Below are 21,901 nucleotides of genomic sequence, written 5' to 3' on the forward strand. Positions count from 1 at the left end.
CTTTTTATTGTTGTCTAATTAAAAAAATGAGATGTATTTATCTACTGGATCTACCCCTAAAGGGTAGATTCTTTTATCCATATATCCCTTCAAATAAGGTTTTTAGAGTTTTTTAATCCCTGAACACCTATTCATTCTAAGCTGTATCAATGAGCCGGGCAGAAAGCCCTTCATCAATGCAAAATTCATTTTAATCAGATTGTTCTTTATGATGTTGTAATCTCCTCTGTTTTTTCCCCTGTACGGTATAACATTTGTATTTTACAATTTAATTATCAACATTATGGACGAAACGAAAATAGAATCTTTAGACCTGATTAATGATAAGTATTTAATAGATGAATATTTTAAACTTAAAGTGAATAAGGAATTAAATATTGACATTGATCTTAGCTCTGAATATATCACTGCACATAATATAGTTTCAAAAAAATTAATTCTTGTGCAGACATTTTCTCATGTCATTATGGAAAATCCCCAGCTCTATCTTTTATTACGTTCTTTACTTCATAACATCAACAGTTATCACATAACGAAAAGTCAAATGATTTCTGCTCTGAACAATAAATAAAAAAGAGACTATCTCAAAAGTGTCATTCTGACAAAGGAAGAATCTCATTCATAATTGATAATATAAGATTCTTCACTACATTTCTGAACTACGTTCGCAGACTTTCAGTCTGTGTTCAGAATGACAGCGTCAAATTGTTTGACTTTCGAGACAGCCTATTTTACTTTGAAAAGTCAAAAGATTTACACCTGTTCTTTTATATGTTTTGCCACCATTTCTTCAAGATCATCCAGATTAAAAGGTTTTGAAACATAATCATCTGCCTGTGCTTCGGAAGCTAAGGCAGCAATATCATTGTTTGCCGTAACATAAATGACAGGAATGTGATTAAATTCTTCGCTGTTTTTCAAAAGTTTTGTAGCTTCCACTCCTCCAATTTTCGGAATCCAGTTATCCATCAGAATAACATCGGGATGATATTCAGCCACTTTCTCCAGAATATCATGTGAAGTTTCTGAGATTCTGACCTCGTAGCCATTCTCTTCAAATATGATGGTAATCACTTCCAAAATAGCAGCGTCATCATCAAAAATTAAAATTTTCTTTTTGTTCATATTATTTAGGTTATTCTATTACAACTGATTGATATAATCTGCCAGATTATCCGGTTTGATAATTTGGTCATAATCTATCTCTTCTACGGCATGTTTGGGCATATATTCCACTTCTGCCGTTTCAGGATCCTGAATCCATACCTGTCCGTTATTTTTTTTAATATAAGACAGCCCTTCTACTCCATCAGCATTGGCTCCGGAGAGAAGAATTCCAATCATATTCTCTCCATAAATTTCTGCTGCAGACCTGAAGGTGACATCTATTGAAGGACGAGAGTAATTCATTTTTTCTGAGCTGTCCAGTGACATATTTTTCTTATTTTCAAACAGCAAATGATAATCTGCCGGAACAATATAAATGGCATTATTGTCCATTTCAGTTTTATCTTCTACTTCTATCACCGGTATCTTCGTAAATTGCTGCAATAAGGTTCTCAGAATGTCTCCTGATTGGGCTTTACGGTGAACCACCACTACAATTGGGATTTTTAGAATATCATTCAGGTTTTTGATCATTTCAATAATGACCTGTAAACTGCCTGCTGATCCTCCTATAACAATTAATTCAATGTTTTTCTGTGATTCCATAGCATTGGTTATTAATGATGATCAAGCTTTTTCCAGATTTTCTGGTCTTCAATCTGATGATAATTCTTTTCAATAGTGGAAAACCTGAGTGTCTCTTTTGCTCCCAAAGCCAGAAAACCTAAATTTTCCAGACTATTATCAAAAAGTTTGAATACCCTTTCCTGCAGTTCTCTATCAAAATAAATCAGAACATTCCTGCATATAATCAGCTGAAAGCTATTGAAAGAACTGTCTGAAACCAGATTGTGGGTAGATAAAATAAGTTTTTCCTGTAAGCTTTCATCAAACTTTACACTATCATAATTGGCCGTATAGTAATCTGAAAAATCACGTTTCCCTCCTGAAAGCATATAGTTTTCAGAATATAATTTCATTTGGTATAACGGGAAAACACCGGCTCTGGCTGTCTCAAGAACTGCGGGATTTAAATCTGTACCATAAATCAGGGATTTATCATACAGCCCTGCTTCTTTCAATAAAATAGCGATAGAATAAGCTTCTTCTCCCGTAGAACAACCAGCAATCCAGATCCTGATCAGGGGATAAGTGCCTAATTGCGGCAGAACTTTCTCCCGTAATGCTTTGAAAAAAGAAGGATCACGAAACATTTCTGTGACGTTTACCGTAACTTCTTCCACAAAGCGCTTTAGATATTCTGCATCATTCATGAGGGTATACCTGAGTTCTGCGAAGCTGGTAAACCTGTCCAAAAGGCATATCCTGTTTACTCTTCTTTTAAACGAAGCCCTGCTATAACCGGAAAAGTCATAGCCATACATTTCATAGACATCGTTGATCAGATATTCTATTTCTTCATCTTTTACGATACTTGGTTCCAGCATCTATGAAAGTTTTTCTATTGCCATTAGTAAAAGGTCTACATCAATGGGCTTTGAAACATAATCATTAGCGCCTACCTCAATGCATTTCTGACGGTCTTCAGGCATAGCCTGTGCGGTTACAGCAATAACTGGAATATCTTTGATTTCAGGCGTGTTTCTTATGATTCTTACTGCTTCATAGCCGTCTATTCCAGGCATCATCATATCCATAAGTACCATTGAAAAATCAGGGTCAGCTTTTAGCATATCCAGAGCTTCCTGAGCCATTGTACAGGTTTCTACTGCATATCCACGGGCCTTAAGGGTGAGTTTCAATGCGAATATATTGCGTGGATCATCATCCACAATTAAAATTTTCTTTTTCATCAGAATTTTATCTGTTTAACTTTCATATAACCAAACGCGAAGCAGCGACAACAGCTGATCAATATCTACAGGTTTTGAGATATAATCCGATGCTCCTGCCGTAATGCATTTCTCACGGTCTCCAATCATTGATTTTGCAGTTACCGCTATAATAGGCAGCCTTTTAAATGCCGGCATTTTTCTGATCTGCTTTATGGTTTCATAGCCATCCATTTCCGGCATCATCATATCCATTAAGATCACGTCTATATCAGGATTGTGTTGAATTTGTTCCAGGGCATGCTTTCCGTCCATGGCTACGATAACCTCCACTTTATATTTTTCCAGAGCTTTGGTTAAAGAAAAAATATTGCGTACATCATCATCGGTAATCAGGACTTTTTTGCCACTCAGAACCTCCGTTAGAGATCCCAGCATTCTGCCTGCAGTACTTTCTGCGGAATTGTTTTTTTCTTCCACCAGATGCAGGAACAATCCTACTTCATCCAAAATTCTTTGGTACGAATGTGCTGTTTTTACAACAATTGAATCTGCGTATTGCTTTATTTTAAGTTCTTCTTCTTTAGATAAATGGTGTTCTGTAAAGATGATGATAGGAAGGTTTTCCAGCCCTTCATGGCTTTTGATGGATTCTATTACATGATAGTCATTTCCTTTTGCGCTTCCAATATCCAGAATAACGCAGTCTACAAGATCAGAAGTCAGGGCTTTTACGCTATCTTCCACGGTATGTTCTACAGATAAAGAAATATTAAAATTGCTCAGAAAATAGGATAATGCACTGGCATGTTTGGCATTTTCTTCTACAATCAGCACTTTTTGAGATCCTTTTTCTAAAGCTTCTTCAATCTTTCTGAAAACATCAGTCATTTTATCCAGTGCTACCGGCTTGTTAATAAAGTCTACAGCACCTTTCATCAGACTTTCTTTTTTAAGATGAAGAACAGACATCATATGCACCGGAATCTGTTTGATATAAGGATCAGATTTCAGTTCATCCATGACCTCCCAGCCATCTTTTACAGGAAGCTGAACGTCCAGTAAAATGGCATGCGGATGGTACTTCTGAGCCGCTGAAAGAGCATAATCTCCTCTTACCACAACCACACCTTTATAGCTCTGCATGTGGGCATATTTCAATAAAGCTTTTGCAAAATTGATATCATCTTCAATGATCAGAATTACTTTATCTCCTTCCTGAATATTTTCCCGGTCGTCTGTTACATCTTCAGGAATTTCAAGGGTATTTACGGGAATTACTTTAGTTTCTCCTTCGTCAAGAATATTCTGAATTTCTTCCACATCTTCACGAATCACCTCTACAAGATCCTGATCTGTCTCAGAATGGATAATCTCTGTCGCCGCATGTACAGGAATGATAAAACTGAATTCACTTCCTTTGTCTATCTCACTTTTCAGAACCAGTTCACCTCCAAGAAGCCTTGCAATTTCACGGCTTATGGACAGACCTAAACCTGTTCCTCCGAACTTTCTTTTGGTAGATCCGTCAGCCTGCTGGAATGCTTCAAAGATAATTTTCTGCTTATCCTCGGCTATTCCAACGCCTGTATCTTTCACTGAAAATATGATAAAATCAGGTTTTTCAGAATGTTTTTTGATGTGTAAACCGATGCTTCCTTTTGTGGTAAATTTTAGCGCATTTGATAATAAATTTCTCAATACCTGATCAATTCTTAGGCGGTCACTTTCGATTACTTTCTGCACATTTGCATCAATTTCGATATTAAACGGAAGCGCCTTCTCCTGAAATACCGGATTGAAAAGACTCTTCAGGTCTTTTACCACTTCTTCAAGGTTTACATCCTGATATTCAAGAGTCATTTTACCGGATTCTATTTTGGCAAGATCCAGAATTTCATCAATAAGGGTTAATAAGCTTGTGCCCGAACTATGAATTACTTTGGCAGATTCCATCTGATCTTCGTTAAGATTTTCATCAGGATTTTCCGTCATTAATCGGGATAAAAGAAGAATTGAATTCAGCGGAGTACGCAGTTCGTGAGACATATTGGCTAAAAACTCAGATTTGTATTTGGTGCTTAATGCAAGCTCTTCTACTTTTTTCTGAATTTCATTATTACGTTCAGCAATCAAATGATTTTTTTCTTCCAGCAATCGGGAACGCTCTTCCAGTTCTGCATTAGCCTGCATAAGCTCTTCCTGCTGCACTTTAAGCTCTTCTTCAGATGCCTGAAGCTTCTGGGTTTGTGCTTCCAGTTCAGTATTCAGATTTTCAAGCTCAGAGTGCTGAACCTGCAGTTCTTCAGACTGTGCCTGAGTTTCTTCCAATAATTGCTGCTCTTTTTCTCTGCTTTTTGCAGCACTCAGGGCGATTCCTATATTGGTACAGCATTCTTCAAAATAGTGTATTCTGTCTTCCTCAAAATTAGACGTGGAACCAAGCTCCAACACTCCTATTATATGGCCGTCTGCAAAAAGCGGAAGCAATATAATTCCGTAAATTTTAATCGTACTGCTGGCAAAAGTGACTACAAAGTCTTCTTCATGAAGGTTATTATAAACCTGTGTCTTAGCATTAACAAAAGCCTGTCCCACCATTCCTTCTCCGGGTTCAAAAGCTTTTTTCATATTGGATTCCAGCCCGAATGCTTTATTAAGTTTTAAAATGCCTTCATCATATAAATACAGGGAACCATTAATACATTTTCCGTATTCAATCAACTGCATTAAAGATTTATTGGAAACTTCCTGTACAGTCTTATTCCCTACCAGGGATTCATTCAGTAGCGCAAGCCCTTTCTGACGCCAGTCGCTCTTATTAATGGTATCAAAAGAGATTTTGAGAGATTCCGTCATATGATTAAGAGACTCTACCAAATCTCCAAGATCATCCTGAGCATTATCCACTGCTTTTTCACTGTAATCCCCGTTCGCTACTCTGTTGGCAATCTTTTGAATAGCACTTACACGGCGTGTCATTTCTTCATCTTTTGTCTTAAGCATTTTCTCAAGCTTATCTCTGCGGATAAGATCTGCACGCATTTTTATATAGAAAAACACCGTGACAACCACTGCGGCAATAGCGGAAAAAAGGATAAAAAGAACAGTTGTACCGGACGAACGGTTGAGATCAGTATTTTTAATTTCAACCTGGCTTTCTTCATATTGTACAAAATCATTGACAATTTTCCGGCACTGATCCATATAGGTTTTACCCTCAGTAATCTCCTGTTGTGTCATGATAATGCCTCTTCGTCTGTTCTCAACCAAATGTTTCAGGTTCTGCATTACCTGATCAACTGCTGTTTTTAAACCTGCAAGTCTTTGGATTTGATTCTGATCATTGATATCCAAAGATTCAGCGCGTACCAAAGCTTTAGGGTATTCTCTTAATCCCCGTTTATAAGGTTCTAGAAAATCTTCCCTTCCGGTAAGCTGATACCCTCTGTTTCCTGTTTCTGCATCCAGTAAAGCAACCAGCACGTCTTTCACAGCTGTTACAGATCGTCTGCTTTTGGAAAGACTTTCACGATGGTTCATTTGATTTTGGATACTCCAATAAGAGGCCAGAGAGCTGGTAATTAAAATCAAAAGTGAAAGACCTACTCCAAACTGAAGATTTCTTATTATTTTTTTCGGCATTAAAATTAGTTTAGTGGTAATGTGAAATAAAAAGTAGAGCCTTCATCTACTATACTGGAAACCCCAACGTGTCCATGGTGCTGTTTGATGATCTCGGAGCAGATAAACAATCCGATTCCCATTCCCTGGAACTGCAGTGAAGATTCTTCTACACGGTAGAATTTTTTGAATACAGCATCCTGTTTAAAATCCGGGATACCAATTCCAAAGTCGGTTACGTTCACTCTTACTTCTTCAGCTTCTTCATCTACAAAAGTGGTAACAATAACCTGATTATTATCTGGTGAATATTTTATGGCATTGGTCAGAAAGTTGATGAGAACCTGCTCTATACGGATTTCGTCTAAAGGAATTAAAATATCCGGTTTTGTTCCGTGACGCTCAATTTTCACTTCACGCTGATCATGAGTTTGTATGATTGTTTCAATCGCATTACTGATCAAATTTTCCAGATTCACCGGCTTTTTATTAATTTTTAGCTTGCCATTTTCTATTTTAGAAACATCCAGCAGATCAGTGATCAATGTATTCAGTTTTTCAATCTGTCCCTGAACTTTCGTTACAAATCCTGCTTCAGAGCTTTCTTTGTCGAGTTTCAATTTTCTTTCTAATAACTGAACATAGGCTTTAATACTCGTTAAAGGAGTCTTCAGCTCATGGCTTGCAATGCTTAAAAATTCATCTTTTTCTTTTTCAACTTTCTTCTGATCATCAATATCGGTAAAAGTTCCCACCCAGTTTTTAATACGGCCTTCATCATATACCGGCGTTACTCTAAGCAAATGATAACGGTAATTACCTGAAACCACATTTTTAATTCTAACTTCCAGTTCAAGAGCTTTTCCTTTTTTTCTGCATCTCTCAAACTCCTCTGTGATATCAGGGTCGTCGGGATATATTTCAGGAAAATTCTGCTCTGAAGTTGAATATTCATACCATTTACCATTCACGAAATCCACCGTTCCTGATTCATTAAGGGTAAATGCAATTTGTGGAAGTGACTCCAGCATTAAGTGAAAATGGTCAATCTGAGACTTCATTGTCACTTGTGATTCACGTCTTCCTTTAACTTCCAGCTCAAGATTCTGCTGGGTCTTCTTCATCGCTATATTCTGCTCCTGAAGATTATAGAATGTTTTTACTTTCAGTAAAAGAATTTCAGGATCTACAGGTTTGGTGACATAGTCTTTAGCACCAGAAGCATAGCCTTTCGTTATAAATTTCTTGTCTGTATTAACAGCAGATAAAAATATAATGGGAACTTCTTTTGTTTTACTGTAATCTGCCAGTGTTTCTGCTACTTCAAAGCCATCCATTTCAGGCATCTGAACATCCAGAATAATGAGGGCATAGTCATTCTTAAGGGCTTTACCCAGTGCCTCTTCACCGGAATTGGCTGTTTCCACCTGAAAATCCTTGGACTCTAGTAATTTTTGCAGTGAATAAAGATTACTTTGATTGTCATCAACAATTAAAATCATAGAAGTTAAAATCAATAATTAGTTACAGATATTTAAACCTCAAAAATACTTACAATATTTCAAAACATAGCAATTTTTAAAGTATTATGAATAACTAATTCATACCACATTTTATGCTTTAAATAGGAATAAAATGAGGATTAAGGAAGCTCATCCCTTTCTATCATTTCAGAGAAAGCCGGATTATAAAAGTCCTAAAACCTACTTGAGCATTTGTTGTTAAAGTTTCCCTCATGAATCAACATCCTGATCATTACGCTACTCCGGCGAATAATTTGTAATTTTATGATCTTAGCAAGGCCTCATAGTTCAATGGATAGAATAGAAGTTTCCTAAACTTTAGATCCAGGTTCGATTCCTGGTGAGGCCACAAAACTTGTAGACGAATCCATCAAAATTTATAATGATATAAGACCGCATTTTTCAAATCATTATTTAACTCCAAATCAAATGCACAATCAATCAGAAATCAGGATGAAAACCTATAAAAGTAAAAACCAAAGCAAAAAGAAGTTTGCTCTGGTTTAATTATTTATTTTTGTCCTTTAATCTGTATCGGATTTTCAGGACTAGTCATTGTTTAAAATCTTTTTTGTAAAAGTAATTCCAAGTAAAAAGTAACTTAGTAGAAGAAATCAAGCACCATTTTTTCATAAATTCTAAACACTAATATATTTTTTGAGCACTTCCAGAAGATCTGCTTTTCTTACAGGTTTGGGAAGGAAATCATTCATTCCGGCTTCAAGGCATTTTTCTTTTTCACCCAGCACATTTCCGGCTGTAACGCCTATGATAGGTACATGTTCATACCCCGGCAGCATTCTAATATTTTGTGTTGCCTCAATACCACTCATTATCGGCATCTGTACATCCATCAGGATAATGGAAAACTGCTTTTTCTTGCATTCCTCCACAGCCTGCAGCCCATTGACCGCTTCCGTTAGATGTATACCGGGAGCAAGAGACTTCATCATTCTATTATTCAGGACCATATTCACAACGTTATCATCCACCAAAAGCACTTCTAATTCCGGGGCAATTAAATGCGAAACTTTTTCAGACTGATCCTTATTAATTTCTACGGTATAACTTCGATCTACTTTTTTTAAGGTTTTGTATAGTTCATGTGATTTGATAGGCTTCAACAGTAAATGTGCATTTTGTATTTTCCTAACCGAAGCAAATATGCCCAGTTCTTCAGAAGAAGAAGAAAGTATTATAAATGGAGAAGTCTCATTTCGCTGATTGAACAATCCTGTCATTTTATCTATCGTTTCCAATCCGGACATAAGAGGCATATGATAATCCATCAGGATCACATCGAACCGTTCACCTTTCAACAAGATATCTAATGCTTCCATCCCATTAGAAGCCAGGGTGGATTTGATATTCTTATAGCTAAGCATGTGTTCAAGAATGATCCTGTTGGTTTCATTATCATCAACCACCAGGGCTGTTTTAATAGTTATTTCCTCCTCTTCTCTCAATTGAGAGATCTCGTAAGGAATCTCAATGTCGAAGAAAAATACAGAACCACTTTCCTTTGCACTGCTCAGCGACAAATGGCTTCCCATATATCCCAGGATATTGTTCGAAATAGTAAGCCCTAGACCTGTACCACCATATTGTTTACTGATGGAACTGTTTTCCTGAGTAAAGGCATCAAAAATGTATTTCTGTTTTTCAACAGGGATACCGATCCCAGTATCTCTAACCGAGAAACGCAAAGCAATAGTACTATCATCCATGCGTAATTTCTCTACTTTTAGCTCGATCTCTCCCTTTTCTGTAAATTTCACAGCATTCCCAAGAAGATTGATCAAGATCTGTTTTAACCTTGCCTCATCCATAAAAAGTATTTTTGGAAGACCCGGTTCAATATTGAGAAGAAGTTCGATGTTTTTTTTCTGGGATTGATAAATAATAACATTGATAACCTGGCTCAACATATCATAAACATCACATTTTTCAATCAAAAGCTCCATTTTTCCGGATTCTATTTTAGAAAAATCCAATATATCATTGATAATGCTAAGCAGGTTTTCCCCTGACTCATTGATATAATTCAGATATTGCATCTGTGTTTCATTCAGTGGTGTCGTGAGGAGAAGGTCTGAAAAACCAATAACTCCGTTTAAAGGAGTCCTGATCTCATGACTCATATTGGCAAGAAATTCGGATTTTGCTTTGCTGGCTATATCTGCTGTTTCCTTGGCATTTTTCAGTTCTTCATTTATCTTTGCAGCATTTGTAATATTCTGTATGGAAATAATTACCCCTCCTACTTCATCTTTTGTAAGATACCAAGGTCCGACTTTAAGGTCGTAATGCTGAATTTCTTCTTTTCCTTCTACCTTTAGCGTATAATCACTGTTAATATAGGTTTTTCCCAACAGCGCATTGTCATAAATCTCTTTTCTTTCTTTGGGAATATCAGGTGATATCGTGAAAAGATTATTACCGATAAGATCTACATTATTCATACTAAATTCCTCTTTCCATCTGTTGCTTACAGCAACATAGTTAAGGTCTTTATCAAACATAGCCAAAGGAACAGGAACATCAGTGGCAAAAGACTGCATTATAGCTTCCTTCCGGGTAACCTCCAGAAACATCTTTTTGAAGGCATCAATGTCCTGAATGATTCCGAAAACCCTTTTGCAGCTATCACCTTCAAATTCGGGAATCCCTTTTACTCTTACCCAGATCGTAACTCCATCATTACGCAAAAGCTGAAGCTCCTCATCAAAAGTAATTCCTTGTTGTATTGCCCTGTTAAAAAGGTATTTTATTCTCTCCTTGCTTTTTCCTTTGTAAAATTCAAAGGCAGTTTCAAAAGTAGGCTGGAGACCATCTTGCAGTTTGTGAATTTCTCTTGTACTTTGAGACCAGAAGAGCTTTCCGGTCTTCATATTGGCTTCCCAACCTCCCACTTGGGCTACTAAGCTTGTTTCCTCAAGCATTTCCTTAGTGTTAAACAGATCTTTTTCTAACTTCCCGCGTCGGATAAGGTCAGATTTTAGTTGTATATAAACAAAAATAGTTACCCCAATGGCTGCCATGGCAGAAAAGACGATGAACAAAACAGTCAACTCGGAAGACTTGTTCAGTTCTTCATTTTTTATGGCAAGTTGAACTTCCTCCTTTTTTACAAATTTCTGAGCGAGCATGCGGCATCTGTCCATAGCTTCCTTGTTTTGTACAAGTTCTTCAGGACTCATTAATATCCCTTTTTTACGATTCTCAATAAGCAACACATATTCTTTCATCATTATTTCTGAAGTATGCAGCAATTCATTTAGGATATTAATCTGATCTTTATCTCTAAGATGAAGTCTACCTTTGTTAGAAACAAGCAAAGGATATTCACTCCTGCTTTTATTGAAAGGTTCAAGAAAATCTTCTCTTCCGGTAAGCTGATATCCCCGATTTCCTGTTTCAGCATTTAAAAGAGTATTTAAGATATCTTTTGCTAAGCTTATAGATTCCTTATTTTTTAATAATTCTTTCCTATTCTCCATCTGCTTATGGATGCTTATATAAGATGCTACAGAACTAGTAATCAGAAGTATCAAAGAAATCACTACTCCAATTTGAAGATTTCTTATAATTTTTTTTGGCATTAAATAGTATTTTTGTAATAAAATACTAAAATTAGATCATTTTATAATATTAACAAATTAATTTAGAAATTTGTCAGCAGATATTGGAATATGAGTACAATCTAGGTCGTTTAAATATAGAGTTACCTAATTTGGATGTTTATTTTAAATCATCCGTTGGGGCTACCTGTATCCTGTAAATCAGTATTTCTAATTTTATATTGAAATTTTTCCACAAAAAAACCTCCCGAATCAACGAAAGGTTATACTGTAATTTGTCAGAAATATGAAATTTTCAATGCTCAAATATAATTAACTGCCTACTCCCTCGAATATGATCTGAATCATACTGTCCCCAAAACCGTTTCACATATAATTTAATATAATGATTTACAGCCAGACCACCAGGGAATTTCCCCTCTGATTTACTGACATATATTAGTTTAATATCAATTAAATCACTCGTTATTCAAGATCAATTTTCGTACATTTAAAGTATAAGTTTAAAAATATTAATTTATGAAAGCAGTACGTTTTTTCGGGCACAAAGATGTCCGTATTGTAAATGATATGGAAAAACCAACTCCCAAAGGAGATGAAGTTCTATTGAAAATTGGAGGTGCTGGTGTATGCCACTCTGATCTTCATATTATTGACGAGGGAACTGTAGGAGGTTCAGTATTCACATTAGGCCATGAAAATGCAGGTTGGATCGAAGAAATAGGACCTGATGTGAAAGGCTATAAAAAAGGAGATGCCGTTCTGGTGTATGGGCCATGGGGATGTGGCCATTGTAAACCCTGTCAGCAATCCAAAGAAAATTATTGTGACCATCAGTCAGAAATGGCTTATGGAGGTGGTTTGGGACTGGACGGCGGGATGGCAGATTACATGCTTGTTCCTTCTTCAAGATTATTAGTTCCTATTTATGATCTGGATCCTGTGATTGCCGCTCCGCTTACTGATGCAGCTTTGACTCCTTATTCCGCAATTAAAAGATCATTGTCTAAACTAACACCCGATGAATATGTTGTAGTGATTGGCGTGGGAGGCCTTGGACACGTTGCTCTGCAGATCCTTAGAGAAGTGAGCGGCAGTACGATTATTGCGTGTGATGTAACGGACGAAAAACTGGCCTTCGCTAAAGAACTGGGCGCAACATTCACTGTGAATTCCAAAGATGCAGATGCAGCGGAACAGATTCAGAAAATTACAGGGATCAAAAAAGCAAAAGTGGTTATTGATTTTGTAGGGGCAACATCAACCATTGAACTTGGAACTAAAATTGTGAGTCTGGATGGTGATCTTACCATTGTCGGATTGGGAGGCGGTCATTATCAATACAGCATGTCTGGACTTCCATTTGGGGTAAGTATGACAAATCCTTACTGGGGATCAAGAGTTGAACTTATGGAAGTGGTAGGATTGGCAAGACAGAAAAAAATTCATATTGAAATTGAAAAATATAATCTGGATGAGGCCAATGAAGTTTATGATCGAATGAGAAACGGAAAGATCAAAGGCAGAGCTGTTTTGATCCCATAATAAAATGAAAATAGAATATACAGCCGGAAGTAGTTTTTCTTTCGGTTTTTTGTTATCTATCCCTCATAAAATCAACTGTTTAAACTTGATAAAAATATAATATTCCCGAAATCTGCAGGAAACCCACTTAAAATGTATCTTTTTCCTTTCAAATAGCCATAATTTGATTAAATTTACGTCAATAACGTCTGCTGTTCAGACCTCATAAAAACGCTCAGAAAAAATCAGTATGAATAAGAAAAGTGCCACGATCTATGATATTTCCAATAAGCTCAACGTAAGTGTGGCAACTGTTTCAAGAGCATTGAATGACCACCCGCGAATAAGCGAGGCTACCAAAGAGCTGGTTCGTAAAACGGCCAAGGAAATGAACTACAAGCAAAATAACCTTGCCAAAGCTTTAAAAAGTGGTGAAACCAAAAACGTAGGGATCATTGTTCCATATATCAATACCAATTTCTTTTCATCGGTGATCAGAGGAATTGAGGAAGAACTTTCTCCACTAGGCTATCATGTCATTATCTGCCAGAGCCACGAAGATGTCAATATTGAAAAAAGACAGCTGAACACGTTGCTGAATGCACAGGTAGATGGTATTTTTATGTCAGTTTCTAAAACGACAACGGATATCAGTCATATTCAAAGCATTATAGATACGTCCAATACTCCGGTTATCTTTTTTGACCGTAAAAAAGATATTGCAGGGATCAGCACAGTGACTATTGATGATTATCGTGGCGGTTACATGGCTACAGAACATCTTATTAAAGAAGGTTATAAGAATATCTGCCATTTTGCAGGAGATCTTAACCTTGAAATTTATCAAAACCGTCTTAACGGATATAAACAGGCTTTAGCAGATCATCACCTTCCTGTAAAAGAGGATAATATTATTTTTACAGGCAGTTCTATTGAAGAAGGTACAGAAGCCATCAAAAAACTTTGGAGCAAAAAATCTGTTCCCGATGCTATATTTTCGTCCAGCGATTTTGCCGCATTAGGTGCCTGCCAGGAGTTGAAGAAACGAAACATCAAAATTCCTCAGGAAGTTGCTATCATCGGATTTTCCAATGAGCCTTTTACCCAATTTATGGAACTTCCGATCAGTTCTGTTGACCAGACGCCTGTATTGATGGGAAAAATGGCGGGACAGGTATTTTTAGAAAGCGTCAAAGAAAATGGTTCCGGGGTTTCTATTGAGAAAAAGGTAGTGCTTACACCACAGCTTTATATCAGGAAGTCGTCTAAGAGAAAATAGTTTTTCCCTTGAGATTAATACATTACGCAAATCATCAACAGCCTGTTTGTCATTCTGACGAAGGAAGAATCTAAATTACATTCTATTTATAAGTTTTGGCTAAAGCCAATGATCGTATCTCTTTTCATTAAACGGGCTTCCTTCGACTACGCTCAGGATAGTAACCCATTTCTATTGATTTAAAGTTACTGTGTCAACTATTGTACTCCGTTAAGATATGCCACACCAGCCATCAACAGCCTGTTTGTCATTCTGACGAAGGAAGAATCTAAATTACATTCTATTTGTAGGTTTTGGCTAAAGCCAATGATCGTATCTCTTTTCATTAAACGGGCTTCCTTCGACTACGCTCAGGATAGTAACCCATTTCTATTGATTTAAAGTTACTGTGTCAACTATTGTACTCCGTTAAGATATGCCACACCAGCCATCAACAGCCTGTTTGTCATTCTGACGAAGGAAGAATCTAAATTACATTCTATTTGTAGGTTTTGGCCAATAATGATGTTTTTTTTAATGGGCTTCCTTTGGCTACGCTCAGGATAACAGCCCATTCCTATTGATGTAAATGTTTGTAATTCTAATATTATTATCTAAAAGAAAATGCCTCCTACCATGTAGAAAGCATTTTCAATCCTAATTAATATTTATAATTAAAAAAACATATTTACAAACTAACCCCTCTTCTCCAGGGAATAAAGTCGTTTTGATTTAAAATGGCAGCCTTTGTTTTTACTTCTCCACTGGCTACTTTGATGATATATTCCAGCAGCTCTTCTGCTTTTTCGTCAATTGTTTTTTCACCTGTAATCACATCTCCGGTGTTGAAGTCGATAATATCAGGCATTCTCTCAGAAAGTGAAGTATTGGAAGATATTTTCACTACGGGAACAACAGGATTTCCGGTGGGAGTTCCAAGACCTGTTGTAAATAATACAATATTGGAGCCTGAGCCTACCAGAGCTGTTGTACATTCTACGTCGTTTCCGGGTGTACACAATAAATTCAATCCCGGTTTCTTAATATATTCCGTAAAATCAAGAACATCATTGATAGGTGATGAACCTCCTTTTTTAGCCGCTCCTGCAGATTTCATGGCATCAGTGATCAATCCGTCTTTAATATTCCCCGGTGACGGATTCATATCAAAACCAGATCCTGCAGCAACGACTGATTCTTCAAAGTCTTTCATCAACTGTAAAAATCTTTCTGCATCTTTTTCATTCACACAACGGTTCACCAGCTCCTGCTCTACTCCGCACAATTCCGGAAATTCTGAAAGAATAGTTGCACCGCCAATTCCGGCCATTAAATCTGACAGCTGCCCTAAAACCGGATTGGCAGAAATTCCTGAAAAACCGTCTGAACCACCACATTCCAAGCCTAATACCAGTTTTGAAATAGATGCTGGTTTTCTTTGAATCTCATTAGCTTTCTTAATCGCTTCGTAAGAATCTTTGATAATTCCGCTCAGCATTTCATCTACTGTTCCGGATTTTTGCTGTTCGTAAACAATAATTGGTTTTTTATTCCCAGGACTGATCTTTTCCAAAGCATCTTTGAAAATCTGTACCTGAAGATTCTGACATCCCAGACTCAAAACAGTGGCTCCGGCTACATTCGGGTTATTGACATATCCCGCCAATAAACGTCCCAAAGCTTCTGCATCCTGACGAATTCCGCCACAGCCGCCCTGATGGGTGATGAATTTAACTTCAATATTTTTTAAAACACGTTCATTCTGATCTTCCTCAGCAATGGTTTCCGTATCTGAATTATTAACCAGAGATCTCAGCAAAAGCTGGTGTTTTGATACTTTTTCGAATAAGAGTTCTTTTTCAAAAACATCTTTTAAAATCTCCACATTTCTGTTTTCACAAAAAACCAAAGGAAAAAACAGCCATACATTTTCTGTTCCTACCTGTCCGTCTTCTCTGTGATATCCCATGAATGTTCTGTCTTTCCACTCTTCTACATTAGGAGCTGTCCAGGCAGTTGTTTCTGTTTTACCTTCTACTTCTGCGCTCTGATGTTTTACGTTTTCAGTGGTGATAACTTCACCTTTCTGAATCGTTTGGCTGGCTTTTCCCACCAAAACACCGTACATGATAATGGCATCACCTTCCGAAAGATCTTCCGTGACAAACTTATGCTTGGCCTTTGTATCTTTTATGATTTCATAGGTAAGATCATCCAAAGTAACCGTTTCGCCCTGATGAAGATCAACCAGAGCTACGGCAACATTATCTTTGGGATTTACCTTCAATACTTTCTTCTGCATGATTTCTAAGAATAGAATTGAACAAAATGGTGATACGCTGCTTCTACATTGTGATGATCAATTTCCCACAAAGCTTTTGCTACAGCGTCTTTCAAGCCTTCAATTTCTGTGAGATCTGTATCCCAGAAAGAAATTTCACTTAATACAAGTTCTGCTACTTTTTCATACTCATTGTTTAACCAGATTTCTTTGAATCGGTCAACAATCGTCTGCTCATCATTTAACGGAAGGGTTTTATCCTGAAAATTCCCATGATAGAATCTGATAAGAGCTGCTAAAGAGAAAGTTAAATTAAGCGGTAATTTTTGGTTAGTTTCCACATATTTCAATAAACTCGGCAGTACTCTTACTTTAAATTTAGACACAAAATATAAAGCGATACTTGCCAGATGATGTTTAATAAAAGGATTTCTAAATCTGTCGAAAACTTCTTCTGCAAAATCTCTCAACTCATTTTCATCCAATCCTAAAGTTGGGTTGACTTCATTGAAAATGGTGTCTTTTAAAAACTTCCCGATGAACGGATTATCAATGGATTCTTTTACCGTTTCTTTTCCTGATAAAATGGCTGGAGCCAGCATCAAAGTATGTCCACCATTCAGAATTCTTACTTTTCTGAGACGGTACGGCTGAATATCATCTACCACCAGAATCTGCTCATTAATCTGGTCAAAAGGAATTCTTTCTTTTAAATTCTTAACATCCTGAATGACAAACAGTAAAAATACTTCAGAAACAACCATCATCCGATCTTCATAATCCAACTGCTCTTCATAGGTTTCTGCATCGTCTTTTGGATAACCGGGAACAATCCTGTCTACCAATGTATTATGAAAACAGTTAAATTGTTCAATCCATCGCACAAAACCTTCTTCTAAATTCCAGAGTTCAGCATATTGAAGGATGATATTTTTTAAAGCCAAAGCATTATCTTCAATCAGTTCACAAGGAATGATTCTCACTCCTTTTTCCGGTGAACCATTGAAATATTTAAATCTTTCATACATTAAAACCGTCAGTTTTGCAGGAAAGTTTTTGTGTGGTCCTGCCTGATAGTCTTCGGTTTCATCATATGCAATCCCGGTTTCTGTGGTATTTGAAAAGATAAATTCAAGCTCTTCTTCCTTTGCTAAAGCGAGAAATTCGCCATATTGTGTATAAGGATTGATGGACTTCTGAATGGAAGAAATCACCTGTTTTTCATCAATAATTTCACCTTTTTTTATTCCTCTCGTAAAAAGGGTGTACAGATTATCCTGCTCTTCAAGCTTGTGAACAGAACCTCCCGGTGTAGGCTGAACATTTACAATTCCTGCGTTGAAATCTGTCTTTTTATTTAACTGATCTATAATATAATCTGTAAATCCTCTCATGAAATTCCCACCTCCAAACTGTATTATTTTAATAGGAAGCTTTTCCTGAGAACCATAGAATTCACGATTGAGTTTTTGTTTTATCTGATTTTCCATTTTTTCTAATCTTACTATATTTTTGAGTTGTAACGCAATGTCTGCAAAGACCTGTAAAATTGCGCTTACTTTCGTTCGCAAAGACGTTTACTCAGCAAAGAAGCTTTTTGCCTTTTGTTCATCTTTATTTTATCACTTTATATTTCGGAACCAGTGTTTTCATCACACTCCATGCAATAAGGTAAGCGACTGCACACACAGAGAAAATGATCATGTATCCTTTATCAATTCCATCAGAAATAATAGCGCCCGATTTTTCCAGATCGTGAAGAAAATTCTCCGGTAAACGTTCATTGATGTATTGTGGATATTTCTCAAGCAAAGGCATTCCGTCAATAGTAGTCCAGGTTTTATGAGCATGATCGAATAACACTCCTGATGATTTATTGATTAAAAAAGAACCGATTCCGCCTGCCATTCCGCCAATTCCTGTAATAGTCGCAATCGCTTTTTTGGGAAACATATCGCCTACTGTGGAGAATATATTCGCTGACCAAGCCTGATGAGCTGCTCCCGCTACTCCAATGATTAATACCGGAATCCAATATGAAACAGAGCCTAAAGGTTGTGCTAAAAGAGCCAACAAAGGGAAAAAAGCAAAGATCAACATCGCTTTCATCCTTCCGGAATATGCATCCATTCCTTTCTTCTCCACGAAATACTTCGGAAGCCATCCTCCAATAATGGAAAATAATGTAATCATATAGAGAACAAATAACGGTAAGGCACTTTGTGTAGAATCCATTTTATAAACAGAACTCAGATAAGCGGGTGTCCAGAACAGGAAAAACCACCAGATTCCGTCTGTCATAAACTTTCCGAAAGCAAAAGCCCAGGTCTGTCTGTAACTGAAACATTCTTTGAAGGAAAATTTCTTTTCTGATCCTGCTGAACCTTCTCCAACCCAATCATCCTGATCCTGCTGAATATAAGTAAGCTCATGTTCATTGACTTTATGATGTTCGTGAGGTTTTTTATAATAAAATACCCAAAGCCCCATCCACACAAAACCTAAAGCACCAATAATGATAAATGCCCATTCCCAACCCATCGATTTTGCAATAAAAGGAATGGTAACCGGTGCAGCCAAAGCTCCTACTGTTGCTCCGGCATTAAAAATACTTGTAGCCAGTGCTCTGTCTTTCTTTGGAAAATATTCTGCAGTAGTCTTTATCGCTGCTGGAAAATTTCCTGCTTCCCCGACCGCCAAAACAAAACGGGCGAAAATAAACAAGGTAACACTTGTACTGATAATAGCGCCCACATTATCTACTCTTCCGATAATCTCTTTAGATTCCTGAAAACCTACCAGCCAGTTTCCCGTAAGAACTCCTGAAGTGGCAATTCCACAAAAAGCATGAATAACAGCTCCTATAGACCAGATTCCTATAGCCCAGAGAAAACCTTTTTTGGTATCCATCCAGTCTACAAACTTTCCGGCAAAAAGCATACTTACAGCATAGAAAATAGAAAATAATGCCGTGATATTTCCATAGTCATTATTATTCCAGTGAAACTCCGGAGCGATGAAATCTTTCCAGGTAAGTGACAGCACCTGCCGATCCATATAATTGATGGTCGTTGCAATAAAAAGAAGCACGCAGATCGTCCATCTGAACTGAGTCGGTTTCGGGGATATTTCTTTATTCATATCAATCGTTAATAGTATTGATTTTTATTGATTTTAACAACAAAATGGGACAAAAAACTCCTTATCCATACTAATTTAGCACGGAAATAATTGATTTTTTAAACCATTTGAATTTAATTAGGGATTGATATTAATTAGATTGAATGTTTTATCTTATTTGACCTCTAATTAACCTGTCTGATTTCCCTTTATGGTTTTATTAAAGTGATAAAAAAATTATCTTAGTTCTTTAATGATCTGTATAGAATGAGCTACAGCTTCTGTGATTTTTACATAGTCGTATTCCCCGGTTTCATTTTTCACAAACAGCTGCGAACCTAGTCCTACGCAGTAAGCCCCTGCAGAAATCCATTCACTGATGTTTTCTTTTGTTGGAATGACTCCGCCTGTAGGCATTATGTTTGACCATGGCATCGGGCCTTTCACAGCTTTGATAAATTCCGGACCGCCTACTTGCGTTGCCGGAAAGATCTTCACAATTTCTGCTCCTAATTCTTCAGCATAAGAAATTTCAGAAACAGAGCCACAGCCGGGCATCCACGCAACTTTTCTTCGGTTGCAGACCTTGGCCACTTCAGGATTTAAAACAGGAGCTACAATAAAGTTCGCCCCATTCTGAATATATAAAGAAGCAGTTGCCGGATCAAGGATGGATCCAATTCCCAGGATCATTTCAGGGATTTCATTGGCAACGTATTTCACCAGTTCAGCAAAAACCTCGTGAGCAAAATCACCTCTGTTGGTAAATTCAAAAACACGGGCACCACCATCGAAACAAGCTTTTACAATTTTCTTGCAAACATCAATATCTGCATAATAAAATACAGGCACAATCCCTGTTTGCTTTGCCATTAAGGCTACTTCTATCCTATTAAATCTTGCCATAATTATCTTTTTATTCTTCCTCCTGAATTTCCTTTCATTACTTCCAGAATATCCTCTACACTTGCATAGTTGATATCTCCGGGAATGGTATGTTTGATTGCACAGGCTGCATTGGCAAAACTCAGCGCTTTTTTAGGATCAAAATGCTTTAAACCATAGATCAACCCTGCAGCAAAAGCATCTCCCGTTCCTATTCTGTCAACAACAGGATTAATTTCCAGAAGTTCCGTTTCAAAATAGGCTTCATCTACCCAAGCTCTTCCCTGTGTTTGCTGCGTACTTGCTGTAACCCCAATTCTTATTTTATCAAAAATCCTTTGAACAGAAGGAATTTGTTGTTTTAATTCTTTACAGGCTTCAATGAAACCTTCTTTATCGGAAGAAAACTGAGTTCCGAGAATTTCATTGATTTCGTTTACTCCTCCGATAAAAATGGTGGAATAAGAAACCAGTTCTTTCAGTACTTCATGCCCTTTTTTTCCATATTTCCAGAGATTGGAACGGTAAGCAGGATCTGTGGAAATCTCAATTCCTTTATTCTGTGCAGTTTTCAGACCTTCTTTCAATGCTTCATAAGCAGATTCTGAAATACCAGGACTGATGCCTGTCCAGTGAAAATATTCACAATCTTCAAGCGCCTTTTCCCAGTTGATATGTTCAGGGTTGATATTGGCAAAAGAACCGTTCAGTCTGTTGTAAGCAATTCTGCTGGCACGGACAGATGAACCAACTTCAAGAAAATACAGTCCTAAAGGATGCTCATTTTTATGAATGAAATTGGTATCAATTCCAAAACTTTGGATGAAAGAAACAGCAGATTCTCCTACAAAATCATCTGAAACACAGCTGATGTGTTTTACTTCACAACCCATTGTTGCCAATGAAGAAGCAACGTTTAGTTCTGTTCCTCCAAAAAAGAATTCCATTTCGTGGCTTTGCTTCATCATTCTGTTTCCGGGTGGGGAAAGCCTCATGATCACTTCACCGAATGTGACTATTTTGTTACTCATAATTTTAATTAGCTTTTTTTAACCACAAAAGACACAAGCGTTTTATTCACACTTTATTAATTTTGAAGTTGAATACATTGAAAATAAAAGATCATATCATTTAAAAATCTTTGATTTTCTTCTTAACAATTCTTCACCTTTTAAATTCTCTTAATGGTTAAAAATATTTTTTCA

At 36.9% G+C, this 21,901-nt stretch carries 15 protein-coding genes and 1 tRNA gene; 4 read left to right on the forward strand and 12 right to left on the reverse strand.

All coding sequences use genetic code 11. The features are described 5' to 3' along the window. The first annotated feature begins 283 nt into the window (after positions 1 to 283). Positions 284 to 571, forward strand: a complete 288-nt coding sequence (locus tag NK356_RS12720; protein WP_253317139.1) for a hypothetical protein — start codon at positions 284 to 286, stop codon at positions 569 to 571. Positions 572 to 753: 182 nt separating this feature from the next. On the opposite strand, the gene NK356_RS12725 is transcribed toward NK356_RS12720, so the two are convergent. From NK356_RS12725 to NK356_RS12750, 6 genes are read right to left on the reverse strand one after another with little or no spacing between them, the layout of a single operon-like run. Next, positions 754 to 1,125: a response regulator gene (locus NK356_RS12725; protein ID WP_034694282.1), complete on the reverse strand. Its 372-nt coding sequence runs from the start codon at positions 1,123 to 1,125 to the stop codon at positions 754 to 756. Positions 1,126 to 1,143: 18 nt separating this feature from the next. Further along, positions 1,144 to 1,713, reverse strand: a complete 570-nt coding sequence (locus tag NK356_RS12730) for a chemotaxis protein CheB (protein WP_034694281.1) — start codon at positions 1,711 to 1,713, stop codon at positions 1,144 to 1,146. 11 nt (positions 1,714 to 1,724) lie between these two features. Continuing rightward, positions 1,725 to 2,555 carry a protein-glutamate O-methyltransferase CheR gene (locus NK356_RS12735; RefSeq protein WP_253317140.1) on the reverse strand — a complete coding sequence of 277 codons (831 nt, stop codon included), beginning with the start codon at positions 2,553 to 2,555 and terminating at the stop codon, positions 1,725 to 1,727. After that, positions 2,556 to 2,921 carry a response regulator gene (locus NK356_RS12740; protein WP_253317141.1) on the reverse strand — a complete coding sequence of 122 codons (366 nt, stop codon included), beginning with the start codon at positions 2,919 to 2,921 and terminating at the stop codon, positions 2,556 to 2,558. 15 nt (positions 2,922 to 2,936) lie between these two features. Further along, positions 2,937 to 6,545 carry a response regulator gene (locus NK356_RS12745; RefSeq protein WP_253317142.1) on the reverse strand — a complete coding sequence of 1,203 codons (3,609 nt, stop codon included), beginning with the start codon at positions 6,543 to 6,545 and terminating at the stop codon, positions 2,937 to 2,939. 5 nt (positions 6,546 to 6,550) lie between these two features. Continuing rightward, the gene (locus NK356_RS12750) at positions 6,551 to 8,026 is read right to left on the reverse strand and encodes a response regulator (protein ID WP_253317143.1); all 1,476 of its coding nucleotides are present in this window, start codon (positions 8,024 to 8,026) and stop codon (positions 6,551 to 6,553) included. Positions 8,027 to 8,324: 298 nt separating this feature from the next. On the opposite strand from NK356_RS12750, the gene NK356_RS12755 reads away from it, so the two are divergent. Beyond that, positions 8,325 to 8,396 (forward strand) — tRNA-Arg (locus NK356_RS12755). Between the two features lie 289 nt (positions 8,397 to 8,685). On the opposite strand, the gene NK356_RS12760 is transcribed toward NK356_RS12755, so the two are convergent. Next, complete coding sequence (locus NK356_RS12760; RefSeq protein WP_253317144.1) at positions 8,686 to 11,649, reverse strand: response regulator; 2,964 nt, start codon at positions 11,647 to 11,649, stop codon at positions 8,686 to 8,688. Positions 11,650 to 12,147: 498 nt separating this feature from the next. On the opposite strand from NK356_RS12760, the gene NK356_RS12765 reads away from it, so the two are divergent. Together NK356_RS12765 and NK356_RS12770 are read left to right on the forward strand one after the other, a co-directional pair. Beyond that, a complete protein-coding gene (locus NK356_RS12765) occupies positions 12,148 to 13,173 on the forward strand; it encodes an NAD(P)-dependent alcohol dehydrogenase (RefSeq protein ID WP_253317145.1) in 1,026 nt (341 codons plus the stop codon). Positions 13,174 to 13,402: 229 nt separating this feature from the next. After that, on the forward strand, positions 13,403 to 14,431 hold the full coding sequence (locus NK356_RS12770) for a LacI family DNA-binding transcriptional regulator (protein ID WP_253317146.1): 1,029 nt from the start codon (positions 13,403 to 13,405) through the stop codon (positions 14,429 to 14,431). Positions 14,432 to 15,098: 667 nt separating this feature from the next. On the opposite strand, the gene NK356_RS12775 is transcribed toward NK356_RS12770, so the two are convergent. The 5 genes from NK356_RS12775 to NK356_RS12795 form a co-directional block, all read right to left on the reverse strand. Beyond that, entirely contained in the window at positions 15,099 to 16,712 is a 1,614-nt protein-coding gene (locus NK356_RS12775; RefSeq protein ID WP_253317147.1) for a UxaA family hydrolase, read from the reverse strand. A gap of 5 nt (positions 16,713 to 16,717) precedes the next feature. Next, positions 16,718 to 18,181, reverse strand: coding sequence for a tagaturonate reductase (locus tag NK356_RS12780; protein WP_253317148.1), 1,464 nt, complete (start codon positions 18,179 to 18,181; stop codon positions 16,718 to 16,720). A 124-nt stretch (positions 18,182 to 18,305) separates the two neighbouring features. After that, positions 18,306 to 19,832 (reverse strand): MFS transporter, encoded by a 1,527-nt coding sequence (locus NK356_RS12785; RefSeq protein ID WP_253317149.1) that lies wholly within the window; start codon positions 19,830 to 19,832, stop codon positions 18,306 to 18,308. 216 nt (positions 19,833 to 20,048) lie between these two features. Continuing rightward, entirely contained in the window at positions 20,049 to 20,717 is a 669-nt protein-coding gene (locus NK356_RS12790) for a bifunctional 4-hydroxy-2-oxoglutarate aldolase/2-dehydro-3-deoxy-phosphogluconate aldolase (protein ID WP_034694258.1), read from the reverse strand. Positions 20,718 to 20,719: 2 nt separating this feature from the next. Further along, positions 20,720 to 21,727 carry a sugar kinase gene (locus NK356_RS12795; protein WP_034694256.1) on the reverse strand — a complete coding sequence of 336 codons (1,008 nt, stop codon included), beginning with the start codon at positions 21,725 to 21,727 and terminating at the stop codon, positions 20,720 to 20,722. Positions 21,728 to 21,901: the final 174 nt, after the last annotated feature.

This window comes from Chryseobacterium sp. S0630, assembly GCF_024158915.1.
Classification (GTDB): Bacteria; Bacteroidota; Bacteroidia; order Flavobacteriales; family Weeksellaceae; genus Chryseobacterium.

Excerpts from the sequence above, each read along its gene's own strand:
- NK356_RS12720 (WP_253317139.1), top strand. The coding sequence starts at position 284 with ATGGACGAAACGAAAATAGAATCTTTAGACCTGATTAATGATAAGTAT.
- NK356_RS12725 (WP_034694282.1), bottom strand. The coding sequence starts at position 1,125 with ATGAACAAAAAGAAAATTTTAATTTTTGATGATGACGCTGCTATTTTG.
- NK356_RS12730 (WP_034694281.1), bottom strand. The coding sequence starts at position 1,713 with ATGGAATCACAGAAAAACATTGAATTAATTGTTATAGGAGGATCAGCA.
- NK356_RS12735 (WP_253317140.1), bottom strand. The coding sequence starts at position 2,555 with ATGCTGGAACCAAGTATCGTAAAAGATGAAGAAATAGAATATCTGATC.
- NK356_RS12740 (WP_253317141.1), bottom strand. The coding sequence starts at position 2,921 with ATGAAAAAGAAAATTTTAATTGTGGATGATGATCCACGCAATATATTC.
- NK356_RS12745 (WP_253317142.1), bottom strand. The coding sequence starts at position 6,545 with ATGCCGAAAAAAATAATAAGAAATCTTCAGTTTGGAGTAGGTCTTTCA.
- NK356_RS12750 (WP_253317143.1), bottom strand. The coding sequence starts at position 8,026 with ATGATTTTAATTGTTGATGACAATCAAAGTAATCTTTATTCACTGCAA.
- NK356_RS12760 (WP_253317144.1), bottom strand. The coding sequence starts at position 11,649 with ATGCCAAAAAAAATTATAAGAAATCTTCAAATTGGAGTAGTGATTTCT.
- NK356_RS12765 (WP_253317145.1), top strand. The coding sequence starts at position 12,148 with ATGAAAGCAGTACGTTTTTTCGGGCACAAAGATGTCCGTATTGTAAAT.
- NK356_RS12770 (WP_253317146.1), top strand. The coding sequence starts at position 13,403 with ATGAATAAGAAAAGTGCCACGATCTATGATATTTCCAATAAGCTCAAC.
- NK356_RS12775 (WP_253317147.1), bottom strand. The coding sequence starts at position 16,712 with ATGCAGAAGAAAGTATTGAAGGTAAATCCCAAAGATAATGTTGCCGTA.
- NK356_RS12780 (WP_253317148.1), bottom strand. The coding sequence starts at position 18,181 with ATGGAAAATCAGATAAAACAAAAACTCAATCGTGAATTCTATGGTTCT.
- NK356_RS12785 (WP_253317149.1), bottom strand. The coding sequence starts at position 19,832 with ATGAATAAAGAAATATCCCCGAAACCGACTCAGTTCAGATGGACGATC.
- NK356_RS12790 (WP_034694258.1), bottom strand. The coding sequence starts at position 20,717 with ATGGCAAGATTTAATAGGATAGAAGTAGCCTTAATGGCAAAGCAAACA.
- NK356_RS12795 (WP_034694256.1), bottom strand. The coding sequence starts at position 21,727 with ATGAGTAACAAAATAGTCACATTCGGTGAAGTGATCATGAGGCTTTCC.